The sequence below is a fragment of the Undibacterium sp. SXout7W genome (genome assembly GCF_049339385.1).
In the GTDB taxonomy this organism is placed as follows: Bacteria; Pseudomonadota; Gammaproteobacteria; order Burkholderiales; family Burkholderiaceae_D; genus Undibacterium.
In genome coordinates this window covers 1-19327 of record NZ_JBMPPF010000029.1, presented here as the reverse complement: position 1 = coordinate 19327, position 19327 = coordinate 1, and the positions used below count along the sequence as shown (strand labels likewise).

At 48.8% G+C, this 19327-nt stretch carries 22 protein-coding genes and 1 pseudogene; 6 read left to right on the top strand and 17 right to left on the bottom strand.

Translation table 11 applies throughout. The features are described from left to right. The first annotated feature begins 1070 nt into the window (after window positions 1-1070). The 3 genes from ACO0LB_RS19735 to ACO0LB_RS19725 all read left to right on the top strand — a co-directional run bounded on the left by ACO0LB_RS19735 (window position 1071) and on the right by ACO0LB_RS19725 (window position 3712). Window positions 1071-2144 carry a hypothetical protein gene (locus ACO0LB_RS19735; protein WP_423052261.1) on the top strand — a complete coding sequence of 358 codons (1074 nt, stop codon included), beginning with the start codon at window positions 1071-1073 and terminating at the stop codon, window positions 2142-2144. A 157-nt stretch (window positions 2145-2301) separates the two neighbouring features. Then, a complete protein-coding gene (locus ACO0LB_RS19730) occupies window positions 2302-2970 on the top strand; it encodes a response regulator transcription factor (RefSeq protein WP_423052258.1) in 669 nt (222 codons plus the stop codon). Window positions 2971-3295: 325 nt separating this feature from the next. Then, window positions 3296-3712, top strand: a complete 417-nt coding sequence (locus ACO0LB_RS19725) for a BLUF domain-containing protein (RefSeq protein ID WP_423052256.1) — start codon at window positions 3296-3298, stop codon at window positions 3710-3712. A 289-nt stretch (window positions 3713-4001) separates the two neighbouring features. On the opposite strand, the gene ACO0LB_RS19720 is transcribed toward ACO0LB_RS19725, so the two are convergent. Continuing rightward, window positions 4002-4574 (bottom strand): transposase, encoded by a 573-nt coding sequence (locus tag ACO0LB_RS19720; RefSeq protein ID WP_423052254.1) that lies wholly within the window; start codon window positions 4572-4574, stop codon window positions 4002-4004. 28 nt (window positions 4575-4602) lie between these two features. Continuing rightward, window positions 4603-5553, bottom strand: a complete 951-nt coding sequence (locus tag ACO0LB_RS19715; RefSeq protein ID WP_423052252.1) for a hypothetical protein — start codon at window positions 5551-5553, stop codon at window positions 4603-4605. A 45-nt stretch (window positions 5554-5598) separates the two neighbouring features. Between ACO0LB_RS19715 and ACO0LB_RS19710 the strand changes: the two genes are divergently transcribed. Next, on the top strand, window positions 5599-5853 hold the full coding sequence (locus tag ACO0LB_RS19710) for a hypothetical protein (RefSeq protein ID WP_423052250.1): 255 nt from the start codon (window positions 5599-5601) through the stop codon (window positions 5851-5853). 104 nt (window positions 5854-5957) lie between these two features. Here ACO0LB_RS19710 and ACO0LB_RS19705 read toward each other — a convergent pair whose 3' ends face one another. The 4 genes from ACO0LB_RS19705 to ACO0LB_RS19690 all read right to left on the bottom strand — a co-directional run bounded on the left by ACO0LB_RS19705 (window position 5958) and on the right by ACO0LB_RS19690 (window position 9683). After that, a complete protein-coding gene (locus ACO0LB_RS19705; RefSeq protein ID WP_423052248.1) occupies window positions 5958-6398 on the bottom strand; it encodes a hypothetical protein in 441 nt (146 codons plus the stop codon). A 375-nt stretch (window positions 6399-6773) separates the two neighbouring features. Then, the gene (locus ACO0LB_RS19700; RefSeq protein ID WP_423052246.1) at window positions 6774-7442 is read right to left on the bottom strand and encodes a hypothetical protein; all 669 of its coding nucleotides are present in this window, start codon (window positions 7440-7442) and stop codon (window positions 6774-6776) included. A 376-nt stretch (window positions 7443-7818) separates the two neighbouring features. After that, window positions 7819-8337, bottom strand: coding sequence for a contact-dependent growth inhibition system immunity protein (locus ACO0LB_RS19695; RefSeq protein WP_423052244.1), 519 nt, complete (start codon window positions 8335-8337; stop codon window positions 7819-7821). Further along, complete coding sequence (locus tag ACO0LB_RS19690; RefSeq protein WP_423052287.1) at window positions 8334-9683, bottom strand: DUF6862 domain-containing protein; 1350 nt, start codon at window positions 9681-9683, stop codon at window positions 8334-8336. Before ACO0LB_RS19690 ends, ACO0LB_RS19695 begins: the two co-directional genes overlap by 4 nt. 45 nt (window positions 9684-9728) lie before the next feature. Between ACO0LB_RS19690 and ACO0LB_RS19685 the strand changes: the two genes are divergently transcribed. Beyond that, complete coding sequence (locus tag ACO0LB_RS19685; protein WP_423052289.1) at window positions 9729-10274, top strand: hypothetical protein; 546 nt, start codon at window positions 9729-9731, stop codon at window positions 10272-10274. Here ACO0LB_RS19685 and ACO0LB_RS19680 read toward each other — a convergent pair. The 5 genes and pseudogenes from ACO0LB_RS19680 to ACO0LB_RS19660 all read right to left on the bottom strand — a co-directional run. Continuing rightward, window positions 10215-10412: pseudogene (locus tag ACO0LB_RS19680) on the bottom strand (hemagglutinin repeat-containing protein); the annotation flags it as partial. The gene ACO0LB_RS19685 and the pseudogene ACO0LB_RS19680 sit on opposite strands and share 60 nt — an antisense overlap. Window positions 10413-10430: 18 nt before the next feature. Further along, window positions 10431-10727: a hypothetical protein gene (locus ACO0LB_RS19675; RefSeq protein ID WP_423052242.1), complete on the bottom strand. Its 297-nt coding sequence runs from the start codon at window positions 10725-10727 to the stop codon at window positions 10431-10433. 72 nt (window positions 10728-10799) lie between these two features. After that, complete coding sequence (locus ACO0LB_RS19670) at window positions 10800-11072, bottom strand: hypothetical protein (RefSeq protein WP_423052240.1); 273 nt, start codon at window positions 11070-11072, stop codon at window positions 10800-10802. A gap of 334 nt (window positions 11073-11406) precedes the next feature. Continuing rightward, complete coding sequence (locus ACO0LB_RS19665) at window positions 11407-12753, bottom strand: type II toxin-antitoxin system HipA family toxin (RefSeq protein ID WP_423052238.1); 1347 nt, start codon at window positions 12751-12753, stop codon at window positions 11407-11409. Between the two features lie 2 nt (window positions 12754-12755). After that, window positions 12756-13019 (bottom strand): helix-turn-helix domain-containing protein, encoded by a 264-nt coding sequence (locus ACO0LB_RS19660; RefSeq protein ID WP_423052236.1) that lies wholly within the window; start codon window positions 13017-13019, stop codon window positions 12756-12758. A gap of 232 nt (window positions 13020-13251) precedes the next feature. Here ACO0LB_RS19660 and ACO0LB_RS19655 point away from each other — a divergent pair, with 232 nt between their 5' ends. After that, entirely contained in the window at window positions 13252-13395 is a 144-nt protein-coding gene (locus ACO0LB_RS19655; protein ID WP_423052234.1) for a hypothetical protein, read from the top strand. A gap of 62 nt (window positions 13396-13457) precedes the next feature. On the opposite strand, the gene ACO0LB_RS19650 is transcribed toward ACO0LB_RS19655, so the two are convergent. From ACO0LB_RS19650 to ACO0LB_RS19625, 6 genes are all read right to left on the bottom strand, one after another. Then, on the bottom strand, window positions 13458-14294 hold the full coding sequence (locus ACO0LB_RS19650) for an Imm49 family immunity protein (protein WP_423052232.1): 837 nt from the start codon (window positions 14292-14294) through the stop codon (window positions 13458-13460). Next, window positions 14294-15874: a hypothetical protein gene (locus ACO0LB_RS19645; protein ID WP_423052230.1), complete on the bottom strand. Its 1581-nt coding sequence runs from the start codon at window positions 15872-15874 to the stop codon at window positions 14294-14296. Before ACO0LB_RS19645 ends, ACO0LB_RS19650 begins: the two co-directional genes overlap by 1 nt. A 381-nt stretch (window positions 15875-16255) precedes the next feature. Next, entirely contained in the window at window positions 16256-17311 is a 1056-nt protein-coding gene (locus ACO0LB_RS19640) for a hypothetical protein (RefSeq protein WP_423052228.1), read from the bottom strand. Continuing rightward, window positions 17256-18257 (bottom strand): hypothetical protein, encoded by a 1002-nt coding sequence (locus ACO0LB_RS19635; protein ID WP_423052226.1) that lies wholly within the window; start codon window positions 18255-18257, stop codon window positions 17256-17258. Before ACO0LB_RS19635 ends, ACO0LB_RS19640 begins: the two co-directional genes overlap by 56 nt. Then, window positions 18257-18727, bottom strand: coding sequence for a hypothetical protein (locus ACO0LB_RS19630; protein ID WP_423052224.1), 471 nt, complete (start codon window positions 18725-18727; stop codon window positions 18257-18259). The genes ACO0LB_RS19635 and ACO0LB_RS19630 overlap by 1 nt, the downstream gene beginning before the upstream one ends. Then, window positions 18727-19327, bottom strand: a 601-nt coding sequence (locus ACO0LB_RS19625; RefSeq protein WP_423052222.1) for a hypothetical protein, incomplete at its 5' end; no start/stop codon positions are given. The genes ACO0LB_RS19630 and ACO0LB_RS19625, both read right to left, overlap by 1 nt.

Here is a 19327-nt window from a genome sequence, read left to right as displayed (position 1 = left end):
CTCGTTCTAACAACACGTTGGTCGCTATTGACCTATAACTGAGCCTTGCCCGGAATGCTATTTAGTCAGCCCCTAGGCCGGTTTTCGCCTCTTTGGTTCTTGCCATGCAGGAGGCTCATGTCACCGACGAAGATTACACGGCGCCAATAGGCTAGATTAGTACTGCGCTCGTGCAAAAAATCTTTTCTTCTGCTATTAATCTGAGTGTGCAGAGCTTGAACCTGAGATTTCTTTTTAGCCCGTTGAGTAAGGTCCAGTTTCGTCTCTGGATTCCGGTATAGCTGCTTCAGCTTGATCTAAGGGGCATTCACCGTCAGATACCTGAGACACTGACTTGCTCGCCAAAATTGTACGAAACCAAATTCGAATCTCGGTTAAACAACTATTTGCAAATTGATTTGGCGTCAGATGACCGTAGCGTCATTTTGACTCACCAGTCGGTGCAAACGCACTTTAAGAGCGCTTTCGTCCTAAAGCTGGCTAGTAGCCATAGTTAGATCAGGATATCCCGATCACACCACAAGCTCGGATAATACCTATCCAATCGCAGTCATCAGATGCGAAACGTTAGCGCGCCTGGCTTGTGGGCATAGCACTTCTGGATGACGATATCTTTTAATGCGGCATTGTCGAGCTAGAATTCGCCCTGTCAGCGGTTGAGTTTCTGTGCGTCTAAACGGTCTTACCACCCAATTTGGCTTTTCGGTTGTAGTAGGTCGTTTTGCTGATACTGTGCCGACAAAAAATTTCCCTGGAACATAAGCGTTTGGACAGATACGAAACAATGAAAGTTAGATGCACCTATTGATTGTACTTCCCGTCATCTTGAAGCGAAGTACCTATCAGTAAATATAGAATCATCATTTGGACAACACAGTAACTTTACCCATACCTCAATTCTCTTAGTTGCGCTAAAGAAATTAACTCGTTTAGCCTGAGTCATTGTCTGATAAAGATGATGCGCTTAGCTTTTATATTGAGTCATTCCTTACGGCAACAAAATAGACCTTGTTTATTTGTATTGCGTCGATTCAGGAATTCGCCACATTCCTCATTTAGGACTCAATACCATGCTCCAATTTAAAAAAATCGCCTTTTCAGTCATTGCTACTGTTGTTTCGAGCGGTCTGTTTTTTCATTCATCTTCCGTTTTTTCTCAAGTTGTACCAAGTATTAACGTTGTACAGGAAATAAAAAACCTTCAAATCACATCTGGTCCTTATGCCAATGCTTATCTGATTGCGCCAGCTGGCCGAATTAATTGGTACTTCAGTAATTTGGGGTTATTGCCGATTGTGCAGTACCTTTCGCCTGCTGATTTACAAACCTACGTTTTATCTTATCTTAATTTATACCTGCGTAATCTGACCGTTAACTCCACGATTATGGATGTCAACTTTGTACCTGGTACGAACAATTTTGTTTTGGTGCCATCTGACTCTGACGACTCTTACGCGGCGACCTTTTTATCCCTCGCAGTCAAATATGTTCGCGTCAGTCAGGATATGGTCTGGTGGAAAGTCAATGAAGCCGCGCTGAAAAATATTGCTTACCGCAATCTTGCAGTGATGGAAAAGCAATCGAACGGGTTGACTGCGACGTTTCAACCACCAAGAAATCAATCGAACTCACTAGGATATCTGATGGATAATGCCGAAAGCTATCGTGGCCTGCGAGATTTTGCTGGTTTATTGCGTGATCAGGGAGAGCTGGTAGACGCTAATTATTATGATCTGGTTGCCACAGGCATAGTCAGTGGTATCAGTAATTACTTGTACGACACTGCTCATGCCGGATTTAAAACCAGCGATGGCGATGCACAAGCAACCACAACGTTCTACGCGGGAACAACCTGTCAGGTCTTTCCGCAGGCATTTGGATTAAGTGAATTATCGTCGTATTACGACAAGGCCTGGACTTATCTGAATTTGTACATGCCGAACTGGCAAACCGGTCAATATGATCCCTTTCCTTGGGCCGTGTTAGGTTACGTCGCCGCGTTGCGTCATCAAACGTTGATGGCTACGACACAACAAAAAATGATCGAGAGTAAATTCATTACCAATCGCGGCATGATTACAATCAATGAACTAGGTTTTTATCAACGTACTAAAAGTCTCTTAGCTGGTAAACCTGCCATCTGATCATTTGCATTCTTGAATGCCACGATTTGACAACAGCATTGTCTATGGCGAATTTTCCTTATGGCAGAGTTCGACAACGTACAGAGCAAAGGAATAGTGCCGATTACATTAATACGGATGGCGACTATCCTCAGTGGCTTTAAAAAACGGTTTCTTCATGACCATTAGTGTACTTTTGCTCGATGATGAAACACTGATGCGTGCGGGTATCCGGTGCCTGATTGAGCAGATGAATGATATTGTCGTTGTAGCGGAAGTCGCAAGCCAATCTGAAGCCATTGCATTGTTAGAGAAATCGTTACCATCGATTTTGATCATTGATGTGAATAGCGAAATGCAGGCAGCTATCTCGATGATCCAATATTTCAAACATGCTTATCCAGATCTTGGCATTATTATATTGGCCATGGATGATTCTGAAGAGCTAACCTCAGAAGCGCTGCGAGCTGGGGCTTCTGCCTACCTATTAAAAACGGTTGTAAAAGCCGAACTCGAAATTGCACTGAGAAAGGTAGCAAATAAAGAAATCTATTTGAATCCCGAAATTTCACTAAAAATGCTGAAACGATTTCAGTTCCCGTCTTTGGGATTGCCACAACAAGTACAGACTTTGACTGCCAGACAATTGCAAATCATTGCAATGATAGGTAATAGAAAAGGAAATAAACAGATTGCTTACGAACTAGGGCTCAGTCCTAAGACAGTCGCCGCACATCGCTCAAAAATCATGGCAATCATCGGTGAGAAAGATACCGTCGGCATTGTGCTATTTGCGCGTAAATATGGACTGATTACTTCAGACAAAACTGGCAAACTTCCAATGTAGCATGATGCACACGTGATGCACGTGACATGCTCTCCAAAAGAGCATAAAACCCGGTTAAAGTCCGTGGTTCAAAACTGTCTGTAAATGGATTCGGCATCAGATAACGCTTCAGGTTTTCCTGTACAAATTTTAGATTCGACCCATCTTCCGTATTAGCAACCTGAGTCCTGGCCGCTGCTGAGGCAGTCACGAAGTCACGATCATCAATTTGGCTAGCGTAGAACGCTTCAGCAAGGGATAACGTAACTGACTATAATAACCCGTTAATAGCTTGTCGAAATAAAGTGCTAAAGCCGTTTTATTACTTTGAAAGTATCTGATTATTATGATGATCCGTTTGATTTATGCTAGCCGCGCAATTAATTTAGGCCCTGCAGATGTGAAGGATATTTTGGCTAGCTCTCGCAGAAATAATCAGCGACTTGCGATCACCGGGGCACTTAGTCTGTCTAATGGAATATTTTTGCAGTGCCTTGAAGGCGAGCGCGCTGCTGTCAATGCGCTCTATCACCATATTCTAAAAGATAAGCGCCATATCAAACCTGAAGTGTTATCTTTAGAAGAAATCACTCAACGCCAATTTACTGCCTGGAATATGGGCTTAATTGCCGCAACGACAGAAAATTCGTCGCTGTTTTTAAAGTACTCGTCCACCGCTGAATTTGATCCTTACAGCATGTCGGCATCGGCGTTAAAAGAATTTTTTTCTGAAATTACTCATAACACCAGATGGTTGAACTGATGTGCTGATTCACATATCAGCGCAGAACACTAATTGAATGTCCTCCGTTGAGACAAATCTATTAGTGCACCAACGACATGACGCACCTTGGGCCGCAAATGCGCTGTGCGAGGCCACACCGCATATACATCAATTTCGTGATCAGTGTATGGGTCAAGCACGGTTACTAGAACTCATTTCATAAATACCTTCGAAGCAGGATCATAGCAGCGACGCTTGTATCGACGCAAAGCGCGACTATCCTGAGTAACTGCACGTTTGCGGTTGCTTTTGTGTGGTGCGATCAGTTCTATACCTTGTTTTGCCAGGAGGCAATCGAGCGGATCACTGTCGTAGGCGCGATCCCCAATAAGTCGTTTGGGTCGTCACAACGTGACGGTTTCATCGAGTGTCGCTTCGACAAGGGTGACTTCATGTGAGCTAGCAGAACACGTGTGCACGGCGAGTGGAGGACCAGTAGCGTCTGCAATAACCATGAGCTTCGTATCCTTGCCCCGCTTGGCCTTTCCCACTTTTGGGCCCCTTTTTTTGCCAGCACAAATGTGCCGTCTATAAAGCATTCGGATGAATCGATTTGCCCCACTTCTTCCAGATGCCGTGCCAGCGTTTCCAATATCTTGCGCAGTACACCATCTTTAACCCACCGGCTAAACCGACGAAAACAGGTAGAGCCTGATGGAAATCGGTCTGGTAAATCAGCCCAACAAGCTCCTGTGCGTAATACCCATAAAATCCCGTTGAGCACCGCTCGGTTATTATGCATTTCGGGTCTTCCACGACCATCACTACGCCGCGTCGTTTCCGGAATTAAAGGCGCTAATACGCTCCATTGCTCGTAGGTTAGTTCTTCTCTTCGTGTCATGCTCCAAAGTTAACATAATCCAAAAAAGTTAACAGACCCTATTTATGAAATGAGTTCTATGATCTGCCGCAATATTTCCAGCATGAACATCAAAAGTTGTATTTACCTTGGTAGGATCTTCCATCCACCATGACTGTGGTGCGTTGTGTGCCTTCTGGTGCGGTAGAAAGCTGTGATTGGTGTATGTTGGTTCTTTTGTCAAAATAAAGGAACTGGCAGTACCTCCTGTGCTGGCAAGGATAAAGTTGATCATGTCATTGCTTGGGCGGACTGGTGCATCTTCTATGAGGGCTGTTTGGCCAGAAGGACGCAAGGAGATACTTTTGTCTTCTTTGTAGGTTTCCTGGATCGTTAATCCATTGTTGATGTTGGTGAGTGTGCCATTCTTGTTGATCAGGGTTTCTTGCGTGCCTTCTGCAACGATGACGTTGCCGTTGCTGTCTTTCACGCCTGAGTAACGCAGTGCATCCAGTATTTGTTGTTCTGTGTATTGTCCTTTGCTCTTTGCTGCCAGGGCTTTGGCGAGGGTGTAGTCATTCGGATGCAACTGCCGGTTATTCGCATCTGTCGCCAATGCGCTCGCTGCTCCTTGAGTACCTCCTGCTAGGAATCCCATGCCTGCCGCTGTCAGGTCGGCGATGACTTTGGCTGTAAGGGTGGCGGTTTCTTCATTCAGCCCTGCCTTTTGTAAGTTCGTCTGGATGCCGCTTTGCAGGTTGTTCATGAATTCGGCTGAACTGGCACTGGTTGCCGCTCCTGCTGCTCCGCTGATGCCGCCTGCCGCTGCTCCTGTGGCGGTGTGTAAGGCGATGCGGTAGATACCGCCTTCGCCCCATTGTTTTGCTTGTGCTTCTAGTTCGGCTTTCTTTTGCGGGTCGCTTTCGCTCTCTGCTAAGGCGTTGAGGGTGGTTGCTTTGTTGTCTGCGTAGCCAGCGACGAATTTCGGGGCTAGTTTGCCAAACTCGCTGGTGATCTGCACCTGGGCGTTGACTTCTTTGTTGACTGCGTTTGAGTCGAATATCTTTTGAAGTCCTGTCTCTTTGTCTCCGGTTCTGGCGTCTTTGTTGCCGGCAATGCCGCTGATGCCGGATTGGGTGGTGCTGCTGCTGTTGCCGCTGGCATTGCCTACGCCTGCGCCTGCTCCGTTGCTGCTGATGCTGACGGCGTAGCTTTGGGCCTGGTAGCTGGCGTTGTTCTGGAGATCGCTGGTGGTGAGCTGGTTGCTCTGGAAGGTGTTTTTGTTTTGTTGGGCGGCGTTGTCTGTGCTGTTGTCTTGTAGGCTTTGTACGTGAAGGTTTCTGTTGCCTAAGGTGAAAGCGAGCAACGAAGAGATGTATAAAAACCCAGCGAAAAGCTGGGCTAAGACCTTCTATGGCGGCATAATTAAGACAAAATACTTAACATCACCTTGAAAATTTTACTGCCATCATCATTCGTTGCTGATGCCTCATAAATTGCTTCCATTGCGGCTATAAGAGCATCACCTCCCCCTGCAAACGACAGTGCAGAAACAGTTCGTGCCTGGCTAAACAAACGAAGAGCCTCTGTCTGCAAATCAGCATCGCCTTCGGCATTGTCTTGTAGTTCAAAATACTTTTCATCCAACTGTGCTGCCAGATTGCTTAATTCTGCTATTCGTTGAGGCGGTAATACTCCGTATTGCTGCAATTGATCGAGAGTTTCTAATACGACAGGGTAATTCATTGGTGTTGCCTGCAATGCCAAACGACAAGCAACCAAGCCGGCCACTCGTTGTTGTTCTGAACTGGCAGCTTTCAGCTTTGCCGTAAGGTCTTTTGCAACAGTTTCTAAGCGCATCATCATGGACTCGTTTTCGATGGTAGTTTCAATGGTTTTAGTGGAGTAGTAACATTAGCACCTGTAGGACTAATGACAGTCTGACAGGAGGAGCAAACAGGCCTAGTTGCTCCAATATCAATAACCTTTAATCCGTTGGCGTTAGCATAAGAAACGATGTCAGCTTCCGCATGGCCGGTTCCTGCTATGACTTTTTCTCCTGGCTGCAAAGTCACACCAGGCCTGAGGTACCCACGAGGCTCACTAGTGCTTACCAATACTGACCGAACATCATTCGCATCTTCCACTACGGCAACACCCATCGTAATGCGGCCTTGAGAGTTCGCCGGTATCTGAGACAACAAGTCATCCACCCGAGATTGAACAAGATTTGAAGGACTTTCATAAACGAGACTGCGTCCTGCTTTGCCTGCACCCTCCCCCCCCCTGCTCCACCTTCCTTGCAGTCGTTGCCACAGCGGCATCTTCCCCCACCACCGTCAGCGTCTTGACCTCCGTACTTATCTTGCTCACTCCTGTCAACACGCGGTCAACGGGGATTACTGTGGCAAGCAGACTTGTCCAGGCTTTTGAGCAATCATAGTCGTTGCTGCATTGCTGGACCTTGGTGAGGTCTTCGTAGGCACCTTTTGCTACTATACCTGCAAACTCATTGGGTGTGCCTCCTGCATCAAAGAACTGTTTGACTGTGCGGGCTGTTTGTGGAAGCTCTGCCAGTGAGGTGACTAGTTCTGTTATTGCTGTGGTTGCTCCTCCTATTACTGCGCCTGTTCCCGTTTTGTTTTTTTGTGTTTGTGTCTCTTGGGCTGTCTGGCTTTCGATTCCCTGCATGTCTTGGGCATATTGTTGAAATCTTGTCCATATCTCGTCTTTTGCTATCTGACTTTGCTTCTTCAGCTGGGCGTTGATGTTGTCTTGCTCTGTTGTCCGCTGGGCACTGAGTTGTTCCGCTGTGAGGCCTGTGTAGGCTTGTTCTGCTTCTGTTGGTACTGTTGTTGGTACTGCTTCCGCAGGTGCCGATGTTGGCGATGATGCGCTCTGCTGTGCCAAGGGCTCCTTTTAAGGTGGTGTCGCCTGCGCTGGTGAGGCTGGCGTTGTTGCTTGCGGTGAGGTCGCCTTTGGTTTGGACGATGCTGCCGTTTTGGGTGGTGCTGTTGGTGGTGTTGAGGATGCCTTTGGTAATCAGAAACGAAACCGCAATATGGATGTAGCTTTCAGGTCCGTTTTGTCTTGAAAGGCGCGTCAATATTGCGGCTTGTGTTGGAGATGGTGCGCACGGCGCACCTTACGGGGGGCGCATGCTACGCTTGCTAAAAACTTGGAGCGGGACGCCAATGAATATCTTTTGGCAATTCCTTTCCCTCTAGAAAACAGCAAAAGACCTCAAAACCGGGCTTTCTGTCAGATGAAATATGGACTTCTACGGCTAAGTACAGCGGCTCATCGCAAGGCGCAACGCAGCACCCATTTCTTCAGGAGTGCTTGTAGCAGGAATTATCACCCTGGCTTCGTCGTCAATGCCTTCCCATCCCTCTAATTTTGCATGGTGCGAGGGGGTAAAAGTTAGCACGCCATTTTTGCTCTCGATACTCACACTTTTCATGCCTTTGAACAGCGCCCGTTTGGTCTTGTAGCCATAGCGCTCCATCAGCGCGTTCACCCACGCAGGATAGTTCACCTTGAAATCACAGTGCGACATATCAAACTCCACGCCCTCAGGATAGGTACTCCCTTCCCGGCGAGCCGGAAGCACCCAACGACTATGTGCCAGCGTATCCTGCAAGGCTTCACCTAGTGCCAAGTCACTGGCATCAGGAGATAAAAGGTGCTGCTTGCCCTTGGGATCACGATCAGTCCCTCCTCGATAACCCGAATAGGTATCCATACAAATAAAATCGGTATTGCACACAACTGCCGCCCAATAGCCTCTAGTTACTTCGCTCATTTGATCACCGTGATTTTGACTATAACACCTTTGCTTTGCCCGTATTGAATCGCCTTGTTGATCTCCGTCCATTGCGTAGGTGTTGTGTTAGCCGGAATGGCAACGTTTAGCTCACGAGCATTAATTTGTGCTGCTTTTAATTCTGTACCTGAAAGCTTTGCTTCTGTGAAGTTCGCAACCGCATCCACATTCCCCTTCAGGGACGAATACACCTGACTGGGATTGGCGACTTTTGCCGCAGTGGTTGTATCCAGGGTTTTAACGCTGGTTGCGACGCCTGTTTCCTTATCAAAGAAATCAAAAGTTCTGAAGTTCGCAGGTAAGCGGGTTTCAGGGGGTAAGGTTGATGCAACGTAATCTTCATAGGGTATTCCCTGTCCTTTAATGCCCTTACCCCACTCTATACCTGTTGCCGTCTGATCGACAACCGTAGTTCCCGCTGCGCCTCCCCTCTTTGCCCCCAAACCCACATCATTCGCCACAGCACCAAAGCTCTTTCCAACCGCACTGGTTTCGCCAGACACCAAACTACTCGTACCTGAACCATTTTTTAACGCAGTGTAGGCATTTTTTGCCGCCCCCAGTAATCCACCTAAAACAGCCACTGCCGCATATTCAATTACTTGGTCGCCTGCAAATTCTTTGAACGCATCTAACCTGGTTTGTTGTGCCAGCCCTGGGGTGTTGGCTAGTTTCAATATGTCGCTTTTGGCATCGGTGACTCCTGCATTGCCTGCGACACTGAGCTTGGAATTATACAGTCCTGACGCTCCTCCATAGCTGTTGAGGGCTGCGTTGAGGTCTCTTCTTGCTGCATTGCAGGCGTCTCCTTCTGTCTCGCAGGCACTTTTTAGGGCTGATGTTGTTGCGATGTCAAGCTTGTTCAGATTGTCTAGTGTCGTTTGTTCTTCTTTGCTGAGGTTTTGTCCATTACGTTGTTTGTCTTTTAATTTTTGTTGCAATGTCGCCATTGTGTGGTTGAGGTAGTTGTTCGCTGTCTCGTTGGTCGCTGCTGCCGCTCCACTGTTTCCTCCTGCTACGGCTCCTATTAAGGTACTCGTTGCCAGGATGAGGCTGTTTTGGAGTCCTTCGGGCAGGTTGAGTTTTTTGATGGCGTCGGCTGTGATGGGAACGGTGGCTGCACTCGCTGCCGCGCCAGCCGCTCCGCTCGTTCCTCCTGTCAGGGCTCCTACCAGGGTGTGGAGCAGGACGCGATAGGTGCCCCCTTCTTTCCATTGTTCTATGCCTTCTTTGTCGGTGTTGGCGAGGGCTTGTTCATATTGTTTCTGGGCGTAGTTGCCTATGGCTGTACTGGCTAGTTTGCCAAACTCGCTGGTGATCTGCACCTGGGCGTTGACTTCTTTGTTGACTGCGTTTGAGTCGAATATCTTTTGAAGTCCTGTTTCTTTGTCTCCGGTTCTGGCGTCTTTGTTGCCGGCGATGCCGCTGATGCCGGATTGGGTGACGCTGCTGCTGTTGCCGCTGGCATTGCCTACGCCTGCGCCTGCTCCGTTGCTGCTGATGCTGACGGCGTAGCTTTGGGCCTGGTAGCTGGCGTTGTTCTGGAGGTCGGCGGTGGTGAGCTGGTTGCTCTGGAAGGTGTTTTTGTTTTGTTGGGCGGCGTTGTCTGTGCTGGTGATGACGCCTCCGGTCAGGCTGGTGTTGCCTGTGACGTTGATCTGGAAGCCGTTGTTGCCTGCTTTGAGGCAGCTTTGTTCTTTGACGTTGCGGTAGTCGCTCTGGATGTTGCCTGCTCCTGCGCTAAGGCTGCCGCTGACGGGCATGTTGCTGATGCCGACGGTGAGGCTGCCTCCGTTGTTGTGGTCCTGGCTTTGGTAGGTGCTGGTGTCTTGCAGGCTTTCTATGTGGAGTTGACCCTGGCCGCTGGTGCCGATGTTGGCGATGATGCGGTCTGCTGTGCCAACGGCTCCTTTTAAGGTGGTGTCACCTGCGCTGGTGAGGGTGAGGGTGTTGCCGGCGCTGAGGTGGGTGTTGGTGCGCGTGGCGCACCGTACGCATGCTACGCTGGTTTTAGACCGTGAATCTCGGCAAATATGAAGCACCAGAAGGCACATATCTCCATTTGAGACACATCAGCTTCCTTTAAGCTGCCTGTACCATTCCTGAGACTCCCAATCTTCTAAGGCTGCAACAAACTCTGCCTCAGCAGCATGAAAAGGTTTATCGGGTTCATAAAACGGATTGTCTTTGCCTAGAGCATTCCCAAATTCATAATATTTTGGAGGGTGAATGCTGCCAGCTTCAATCTCTTGAAAAAGTGGAGTTAGCCATTTTAATAAGAGCATTGCATCAGTATTTTTCGCTTGATGTTGCTTGAGCAAATCTCGAAAATTAACCGCTCGCTCTTTAAGAAGACTAAACTTATCCATCAGTGGCCTTCCGTTGGTAGTAGATTGAATGGATTTACTGATGTTGGCATTGTCCACAAACTTCTATTATTTTCAAAACCAAGCTTTAGCCGCCTCCAATGCAATCCACACTCGCAATTGTCCCTGCTTGGTTGATAAAAGGCTTGATGGACTATCACCACCTAACGCTTGTAATTTTAGGTCAAGCCACTTCAGTGCATTTGTACGCTCAAGTGCCCAAATGACGGCAGCCATGTCTTCGTCCTTTACTCGGGCAACGAGAGTACGTGTCATTTCATTATTTTCCCATGGACGCTCAAGTTTTAGTGCATTTACCCACGTTTCGTGAACAGGTGGCACCGTCATGGTTTTTCTCCTAATTTGGGTGTTAGCGATTGAAAAGAAATTAGATTTGGCGCACCGCCAGGATTCTGCGCCGAAGGCTCAAACTGGAAATCGGCTATTTTCTCAGAACGTGCTGACGATCTTAGCGTCCAGAAAGACTGCCTTGATAAACAATCGATGCCGTATTTCGGTTAAGTCTGAGGGTTGGCCGGTATGACGGGCTTTTGCGCAAAAATAAGCTTAATTTAATGATGTAAATGGAAAATTTGTTTTGCATTCCATGCAACGTATAGCCTTGTCAATATTCAGATGAAAGGTTCAAACAGATAAAGATTGGCCAAGGTGAGGCAAGTCTTCAGACTGGAGGCATTCTTTCTAATGCGTGCGCTGCAGCGAGAACGCCACCGAGAATTCGGTCGGCGACCTTTTCCGAGAACCCGGCTGGCAGCTCCGCGCGAACCTTGTCTACAACTGCAGGTGTGCGGGCAATGAAATCTTGTAATAGCGGTTCCGCGCTGTCACCGTAACCTACTTTCTTCGCAGTGCTGTTAAAGTGGCGTCGCATGATTTTATGCGACAGGTATTGCTTGTTTTTCCCGAGTAGTGCCATCGCCATCTTAATGTCTTGCTCTGCCCATTGGTTCGGTCCATTGCCCATGGCGGGATAGGCTGACATCACGTCATAGATAGGCGTCATTTTGAAACGCTGCTCGCCTGCAAGCAGCTGAATGCTGAAGTTTTTGGCATGACCATCCGGTGCCCGCAGTATCCAGAATAGAAGTTGCGTGGCCATGAGTGTGTACATGTCTGTGACAGCCTGTTGTGACTGTTGCAGCAAGGTGAATATCTGTTGCAGGCCAGGGCCGCCTTCGTTTTCGTATTTCATCAGCGGCGACGTACCCGTCGCCTGACAAAAATCCTCCTGAACCAGCCGGAACAGTTGCTTCCCGTCGTGCGACAGTATCCTGTCGAAACGCTCAACGACGAGCACACGTTGTGTGCCGAATGTCACAATCTGAGCATTTGCCGTTGGCAATCCGTATTCTTTGAATAGCCGCAGGCATAACCACTCGTTGTCGACTGATGTGGAAAAATCCGCCTTTCTGCCACCAACTAGCCCGATGGGAAGCTTGAATATGTGCGTCGTCGGCGTTGCGCCCCGAGGCTTCATCCATTTTCCATTCCACCATAGAAACGCATCTTTCTCTTGCGCGCCAGCCAGCGAAATTCTGAAATCATCATCGGGGTCTTGCATGGAGCCATACTGGCCAGGATTAACCACATCCAACAAATGGCGCTCGATGGCCTCATCGTTGACCACGATGCCTTCAACCTTATCCAGTCGTTCTGGGACGACGCCCTCTGGCAGAAGCTGCAAAGCACCAACACAGTCCCGACCAACGGCAACGAGAAGATCGAATGCGTCAATGGAGCCTGTCTTGAACCGGGCTGCGACACGTTTGCGAATGGTGTCGCTGTCCGGCAGCAGTCCATCGAAGTAATGGGAGACGCGGCCTCCCTTTAACGGCTCGTTATGAAGATTGAACGGAAGCGATAGCGAGATCGGACGCCCACGCGGGGAGTTGCGCCAGCCTGAGTCGTATTGCAATTCGGAATCTCCTGAGGCTTTGACCGTCCAGCGACCGACGTAGTCCCCATTTGCCCAGAGGTGGAGTGTTTGATTATGCGTGCGGCGGCCCATGATTACCATTCTGCAGAGCTGTTAGGCTCATCCTCGATTCGCTCGGCAAGTCGCAGCTCTAACCCGATTGCGGAGCACCAACTGAGCAACTGCTTTACGCTGATTTCATCCGGATGTTGCTCCAAGTGTGAAATGCGATTTTGGCTCAAGCCAAGGCGGTGCGCCACGGCGGTCTGTGTTAGCTTGTGTCGCTTGCGCGTAGACAAGAGCAATTGACCTAGTTGTGGTGTGGTAATGATAAGCTGGGATGCAGGCGCAGTTGACATGAATATATCCGTTATTCAGATAAAGTCAATATATCCGTTATTCAGATAAAGTCAATATATCCGTTATTCAGATAAATACAGTTCATCTGAATTTCGGATAACTCTTGGTGGCGTCTAGGAATTCTGGGGCGATTCAGTCGCGTCCGGCGGTGAGCAGGACGTTGTTGTTAGCGGCAATGACGCCGGAGAGATTGTTGAGGTCTGTGCGGGCGTTGAGGTTGATGTCGTTGCCTTGAATGCGACCGGCATTGCTGTTGTTGATGTTGTGGGCGGTGATGTTGTTGCCGCCGGTGGTGGCGATGGTGCCTGTGTTGTTCAGGTCGCCTGTGAGGTCGAGTTGGATCTGCTGCGGATGACGATGTTGCCACCGCCATGAGGCAGCCTTGGGCTACATTACGGATGAGGCGGTGGGGTTGGGTATTTTTGAACTACAAAGTGCTATATCACGTATTTTTGCATAAATTCATAGGGGTCTGGGTAAGTATCCAGTGGGCTAACTGGTAACCACTCTGCTGGTATGAGTGGCGTGTCTAACTTCACTTGATAGCCATGTCTCCATGCGATCTTGGCGTACATGGTGGCGTAGCAGGAGATGAATGCACTTGGAAACGCTAGCTCAAAAACCTCGTTGCGCACTTTGGCAACCTTGGGACTTACAAGCTCTTCTAAGGCTACTTGCATTCCAGCTTGATCACCTTGTGAAAGAGCCAAGTAGAAACGTTGATCCACAGCGAACTTTTTCATTTTAGTAGGAACATCTGACAAAAATAGTTCTGCACGCTGCCTCAACGCTGTCCAATCACCACGAACAGCTAGCGTCATTTGCCAATGCCGAAAGAAATGTTCTTTGGGATTGTTGATCCATTTTATTCCTTGGGCACTACCAGGTTGCAACTCCATCATCCAACGAATCATAGGCTCGTAGTCACTGAGCAGCCCAAGGAAATAATCTGCTTCCTTTGTCATGCCGCGCGGCTCCACTTCCACGCAATGGATGTAATGCAGTTTGTTGGAAATTGAGGCTTGCAACTTAAATTCCTCTAAGTTGTATTTTGCAAACCATGCGTAAATGGCTTTGTATGAATGCAAGCTGCGAAGATTGCGAATACAGCCGTCGAAGCTGCCTTTCCCCTCACTAATATATTGGGCGGCAATAGGAGCGCCATTCTCTTCCTCGTCATTTTTGATACCGGCTGCGAGATTCTCTAATACCCTTTTTTGTTCCTCTGTATAGCTCCCAATCACTTTTGATTCTCCTTTGTTGTTCAATATCATTAACGCGTCGGTAATTTATTAGGAACAGTAACTGGAATCACCAAGACTTGTCCCGTGGTGCGATTCACCCCACCGACGGCGATGTTTAATGTCCCATTACGTTCTGCAGCTTTAATCGCCACAACTGCGGGGGAGTTTTCACCTTGTGGGTTTAGTTTTTTAATGTTATCAATCACAGCCGTAACCCAATCCGCCGACAACTGATTAGTATCCCCCGCCCCTTTGCTACTGAGTTTCACCGCCCCGCTTGCTGTGAATTGCTTGCCATCCAGAATAATTGTTACAGTTCCGTCTTTTGCTTTAAGAACCACGTCAAATCCATTATTGGCACCGTACTTTCCACCACTCAGAACATCCATTCCTGTGCGTTGGGCAATCTGGGTCAGCAGTGTCTCTGTCAGGTTTCCTTGCGCATCTTGCCGATTTTTGATGAGGTTGACTAACCCTTGCTCTTCCTGACTTAGCCCACCAATTGCACATGCAGATTCACACACTTTGGTCGCATTGATGAATCCGCCTGTTGTGGCTTTGGCTACGACTCCTGATACCGCCTGCTCCAGACTGCTAACTACTTTGACACCGCCACTGAGCATAGGCACCAACGAATCTGGCATTATCGCACCGCTCTTAATCGCTGCAGCAGTCTCGGCTGTAATCAATCCGATGTTGGTCGCTTCTACCGGGTTAGCCAGTGCCCATGTCAGTAATGTCGGCGATAATCCTGCCAACGCCACTGCACCCGACCCCGCTGCGCCTAGTTTGGTCAATATGCTTACGGTGTCTCGTGTGTTGTCGCTACGATGCGTTGCCGTCGTTACTTGCTGCGCTGTCGGGATTTGAATGCCGTTTTTGGCGTAGAAGCTGGATGTCTCCGGCAACAGGTTGGCGTACATGTTCGTGTCGGCTTTTTGCGCTGCCGTGGCCTGGAACATGTAGCCCGGACCACTATTACCATCCGCAGCCAGCATGCCACGCGCTTGCTTCAAAAAATCGCTGGCGGATTGATCCCATGCCCCTGCTGCACCATCTTGCGTTTGGCGATAGGCTTGTTGCGCAAGATTTTTTTCGGCTTCAGATTGGCTGATGCCTTGTTGCTGCGCGTAGCGTTTGGCGCTGTCTTTAATCCATTGGATTTCGTTCGGATGCAATTGCCGATTATTCGCATCTGTCGCCAATGCGCTCGCTGCTCCCTGGGTACCTCCCACCAAAAGCCCCATGCCTGCCGCTGTCAGGTCGGCAATGCCTTTGGCTGTAAGGGTGGCGGTTTCTTCGTTCAGCCCTGCCTTTTGTAAGTTCGTCTGGATGCCGCTTTGCAGCTCGTTCATGAATTCGGCTGAACTGGCACTCGTTGCCGCTCCTGCTGCTCCGCTGATGCCGCCTATCGCTGCTCCTGTGGCGGTGTGTAAGGCGATGCGGTAGATGCCGCCTTCGCCCCATTGTTTTGCTTGTGCTTCTAGTTCGGCTTTCTTTTGCGGGTCGCTTTCGCTCTCTGCTAAGGTGTTGAGGGTGCTTGCTTTGTTGTCTGCGTAGTTGGCAACGAATTTCGGGGCTAGTTTGCCAAACTCGCTGGTGATCTGCACCTGGGCGTTGACTTCTTTGTTGACTGCGTTTGAGTCAAATATCTGTTGGATGCCTGTCTCTTTGTCAAATGGCGAATCCTAAATCCTTGCCACCCGGACGAATCGCAGATTGAATAATTTGCTCCCAACTTTTTCCTTGAGCACGTAACAGACGATATCTCCGTTACTGCGATTGCCTTTCTTTATTTATTAATTTGTCAGCCAAATAGTCGGCTCTACTTGAGAACACTTTGATGAGTAACCTCTCATAGTTAGGGAGAACCACTTTTTTTTCATAGTTGGCCCATGCTCCCTTGGATGCGGGTATAGTTAGCTCGAAAACGTATGAACCATCATCATCTTCGAACAAAGTATACTTCCAGTCCACTTGACGGATGACTCTCATTTTCCATTCCCTTTTATCACAGGCAATTTCACTACTGAACCAACTGAAATAGGATTAATGACAATTTCAGGTGCTCTTCCTGATGTATAACCACCGCGGATAAATTGTGAGTTCGCCCCGCCCTCTAACCCAGATGGTAGTCGCGGATTGTTGTTTAATGGATTCGGCACATCTATTCGTATCAGCGGACCATTCCAGTATTGTGGCTCAATCCCTAGACTGTTCTTGATCAACGTATTGTCGCCGCCCGTTTGTTTCAATAAATCAGCAATATAGTTAGGTGTTGTCACAAACAACCCGTCTGAGCGTCCAACATTAGGATATTTTCCAAACGAATCGGCTGGTGCTAACAAAGATGCACCATTTTTGAACTGACCGAAATGCTCTGCAATGTCTACGATGCTCCCGTCACGATAGAAATTCCCCTCCATTTTTTCCCCATTTATGAAGTTACTTGCATCATTCGCCGCCGCATTTCCAGCACTAACATTGGAAATCGTAGCCCCCACTTTTCCAATCGCTGTACTCACGCCAATCCCGGTCGCTACTCCCACAGCAGTGCCGCCGATCTGCTCGCCCACCTGCTGGCCTGCTGGTTTGAAGTTCGCTTGCGCTGCCTGATCCAGTATATTACGTGCATTAGCTTGCCCATAATTGGCCGCACCTTGCGGATCGGTTACCGTTTTGTACAACCCCGTGGCTGCGTTGATTAACGTATCAATCGGATGTCCGGCCGTATCCGCGATGCCGCTACCGATGCCTTTGAAGTAACCCATCACGCTGCTGGTGTTGATTGCCTCTGGTGGTTTGGTCGTTTGTGGGGTGCCACTAAAAATAGTGCTGTCGCTGCGCTGATAGCCCGCCGCAGTCCCGAACAAGGGGACTGCATTGCCCCATTGGTCAACACCGACATTCACTCCTGCATTTGCCGACTTGTAAGCGTTCAGATAGTAGGCAGCATCTTGATTCCAACCACCAGCTTGTCCCGCCGTCGCATCAATCTGCCGTAACAATTGTCCAGCAAGAATATCGGTCGCCTGATCTATTGTCATGCCAGGATGCGCAGCCTGCATAGGCAGGTGCCACATCGGATTGAATGAGTTTTCTTTCGTCTTTGCGGGGATTCACATCTTTATGCAACTGCCGATTATTCGCATCTGTCGCCAATGCGGTTGCCGCTCCTTGGGTTCCTCCCACCAGAAGCCCCATCCCTGCTGCCGCAAGGTCGCTCACGCCTTGCGCTGTCAATTTGGCAGTTTCTTCATTCAGCCCTGCCTTTTGTAAGTTCGTCTGGATGCCGTTTTGCAGCTCGTTCATGAATTCGGCTGAACTGGCACTGGTTGCCGCTCCTGCTGCTCCGCTGATGCCGCCTGCCGCTGCTCCTGTGGCGGTGTGTAAGACAATGCGGTAGGCGCCGCCTTCGCCCCATTGTTTTGCTTGTGCTTCTAGTTCGGCTTTCTTTTGCGGGTCGCTTTCGCTCTCTGCTAAGGCGTTGAGGGTGGCTGCTTTGTTGCCTGCGAAGTTGGCAACGAATTTCGGGGATAGTTTGCCAAACTCGCTGGTGATCTGCACCTGGGCGTTGACTTCTTTGCTCACTACGCTTGCGTCAAATATCTGTTGGATGCCTGTTGCTTTGTCTCCGGTTCTGGCGTCTTTGTTGCCGGCAATGCCGCTGATGCCGGATTGGGTGACGCTGCTGCTGTTGCCGCTGGCATTGCCCAGGCCGGGGGCGGCGTTGTCTGTGCTGGTGATGACGGCTCCGATCAGGCTGGTGTTGCCTGTGACGTTGATCTGGAAGCCGTTGTTGCCTGCTTTGAGGCCGCTTTGTTCTTTGACGTTGCGGTAGTCGCTTTGGGTGTTGCCCGCGCCTGCGCTGAGGCTGCCGCTGACGGGCATGTTGCTGATGCCGACGGTGAGGCTGAATAAGCAATAGAAAAGCCACACCGCGATAAAAAAGCCGCTCCTTCGAACGGCTTTTTTATCAGAACAAGAATTCATTATCGTTCCACGCGAACGAAATCATCGTATTCGCCAAACTCCGGCATTACGGCATAGTTCATGCTGACATCAGTCGATGTCATTGCTGTTTCAAGTCGATGTGGATTAAAAAATTCACGTCGCATATTCACCGTTCCGTCTTGCTTAAAAATATAAGAAATACCACTAACAACCTTGTCCGTATCGCCGTCAAATTCACGATGAGTCGCCATCGTGAGAAATAATTTCCCATTTTCAAATTCTTGAAAGGCATACGTTAGGCATTCTCGAAGATGTTTATCAAAAAATCCAACCCCAACGGCTTTTTCTGTAATTTCCAAAAAACAATAAGGCCGCTCAATGAAATCAACAAGAACCGTATATGGCTGCTTGTCCATATGCGCAGATTTGGCCTGTTCTTCCGTCCAAACTTCCGTTGGTCGCTTTTTGGCACGGAACCATGATTTGCAAAAATAAATAGGTCTTTTCATTAGTACATTTTACCATTGACATCTCGAATCAATACGCCTGCGCGGTTCGCAGCATCGAGAACAGATTGTGGAATTGGATTAATCTGAACCGGCACTTCAAGAATGTGCTGACCTTGCAAGAGTTGCCTAGCCAAACTCTCGCTTGAGGGGACATTTGCGATTGTTGCACCAACAGGATATTTAGCTGGAAGCTCCTTGATATAATTAATTGCAGTCTGTTCTTGTACCTCTGATAATTGCGTAAATTTTCGCGAAACGATTTCACCAGATATCGGATTGTATGAATCAACTCGCGTATATCCTGTCCCCTTAGGGCTTTCAATATAAACTTCATTGAAAGGGTAAGCAGATGAACGAACTTTATTGAACTCATTTCCAGCATCAAGTTTTTCTAACCATGCTGGTTTACTACTTCCCGCACTAGCTACGAGTTCTCCACCATCCCTCCCCCCCTGCTCCACCTTCCTTGCAGTCGTCGCCACAGCCGCATCTTCCCCCACCACCGTCAGTGTCTTGACCTCCGTACTTATCTTGCTCACCCCTGTCAACACGCGATCAACAGGGATTACTGTGGCAAGCAGACTTGTCCAGGCTTTTGAG

Excerpts from the sequence above, each read along its gene's own strand:
- ACO0LB_RS19695 (WP_423052244.1), bottom strand. The coding sequence starts at position 8,337 with ATGAGCGAAGTAACTAGAGGCTATTGGGCGGCAGTTGTGTGCAATACC.
- ACO0LB_RS19640 (WP_423052228.1), bottom strand. The coding sequence starts at position 17,311 with ATGACAATAGATCAGGCGACCGATATTCTTGCTGGACAATTGTTACGG.
- ACO0LB_RS19635 (WP_423052226.1), bottom strand. The coding sequence starts at position 18,257 with ATGAATTCTTGTTCTGATAAAAAAGCCGTTCGAAGGAGCGGCTTTTTT.
- ACO0LB_RS19665 (WP_423052238.1), bottom strand. The coding sequence starts at position 12,753 with ATGGGCCGCCGCACGCATAATCAAACACTCCACCTCTGGGCAAATGGG.
- ACO0LB_RS19650 (WP_423052232.1), bottom strand. The coding sequence starts at position 14,294 with ATGATATTGAACAACAAAGGAGAATCAAAAGTGATTGGGAGCTATACA.
- ACO0LB_RS19705 (WP_423052248.1), bottom strand. The coding sequence starts at position 6,398 with ATGATGATGCGCTTAGAAACTGTTGCAAAAGACCTTACGGCAAAGCTG.
- ACO0LB_RS19675 (WP_423052242.1), bottom strand. The coding sequence starts at position 10,727 with ATGGATAAGTTTAGTCTTCTTAAAGAGCGAGCGGTTAATTTTCGAGAT.
- ACO0LB_RS19735 (WP_423052261.1), top strand. The coding sequence starts at position 1,071 with ATGCTCCAATTTAAAAAAATCGCCTTTTCAGTCATTGCTACTGTTGTT.
- ACO0LB_RS19630 (WP_423052224.1), bottom strand. The coding sequence starts at position 18,727 with ATGAAAAGACCTATTTATTTTTGCAAATCATGGTTCCGTGCCAAAAAG.
- ACO0LB_RS19730 (WP_423052258.1), top strand. The coding sequence starts at position 2,302 with ATGACCATTAGTGTACTTTTGCTCGATGATGAAACACTGATGCGTGCG.
- ACO0LB_RS19670 (WP_423052240.1), bottom strand. The coding sequence starts at position 11,072 with ATGACGGTGCCACCTGTTCACGAAACGTGGGTAAATGCACTAAAACTT.
- ACO0LB_RS19725 (WP_423052256.1), top strand. The coding sequence starts at position 3,296 with ATGATGATCCGTTTGATTTATGCTAGCCGCGCAATTAATTTAGGCCCT.
- ACO0LB_RS19720 (WP_423052254.1), bottom strand. The coding sequence starts at position 4,574 with ATGACACGAAGAGAAGAACTAACCTACGAGCAATGGAGCGTATTAGCG.
- ACO0LB_RS19660 (WP_423052236.1), bottom strand. The coding sequence starts at position 13,019 with ATGTCAACTGCGCCTGCATCCCAGCTTATCATTACCACACCACAACTA.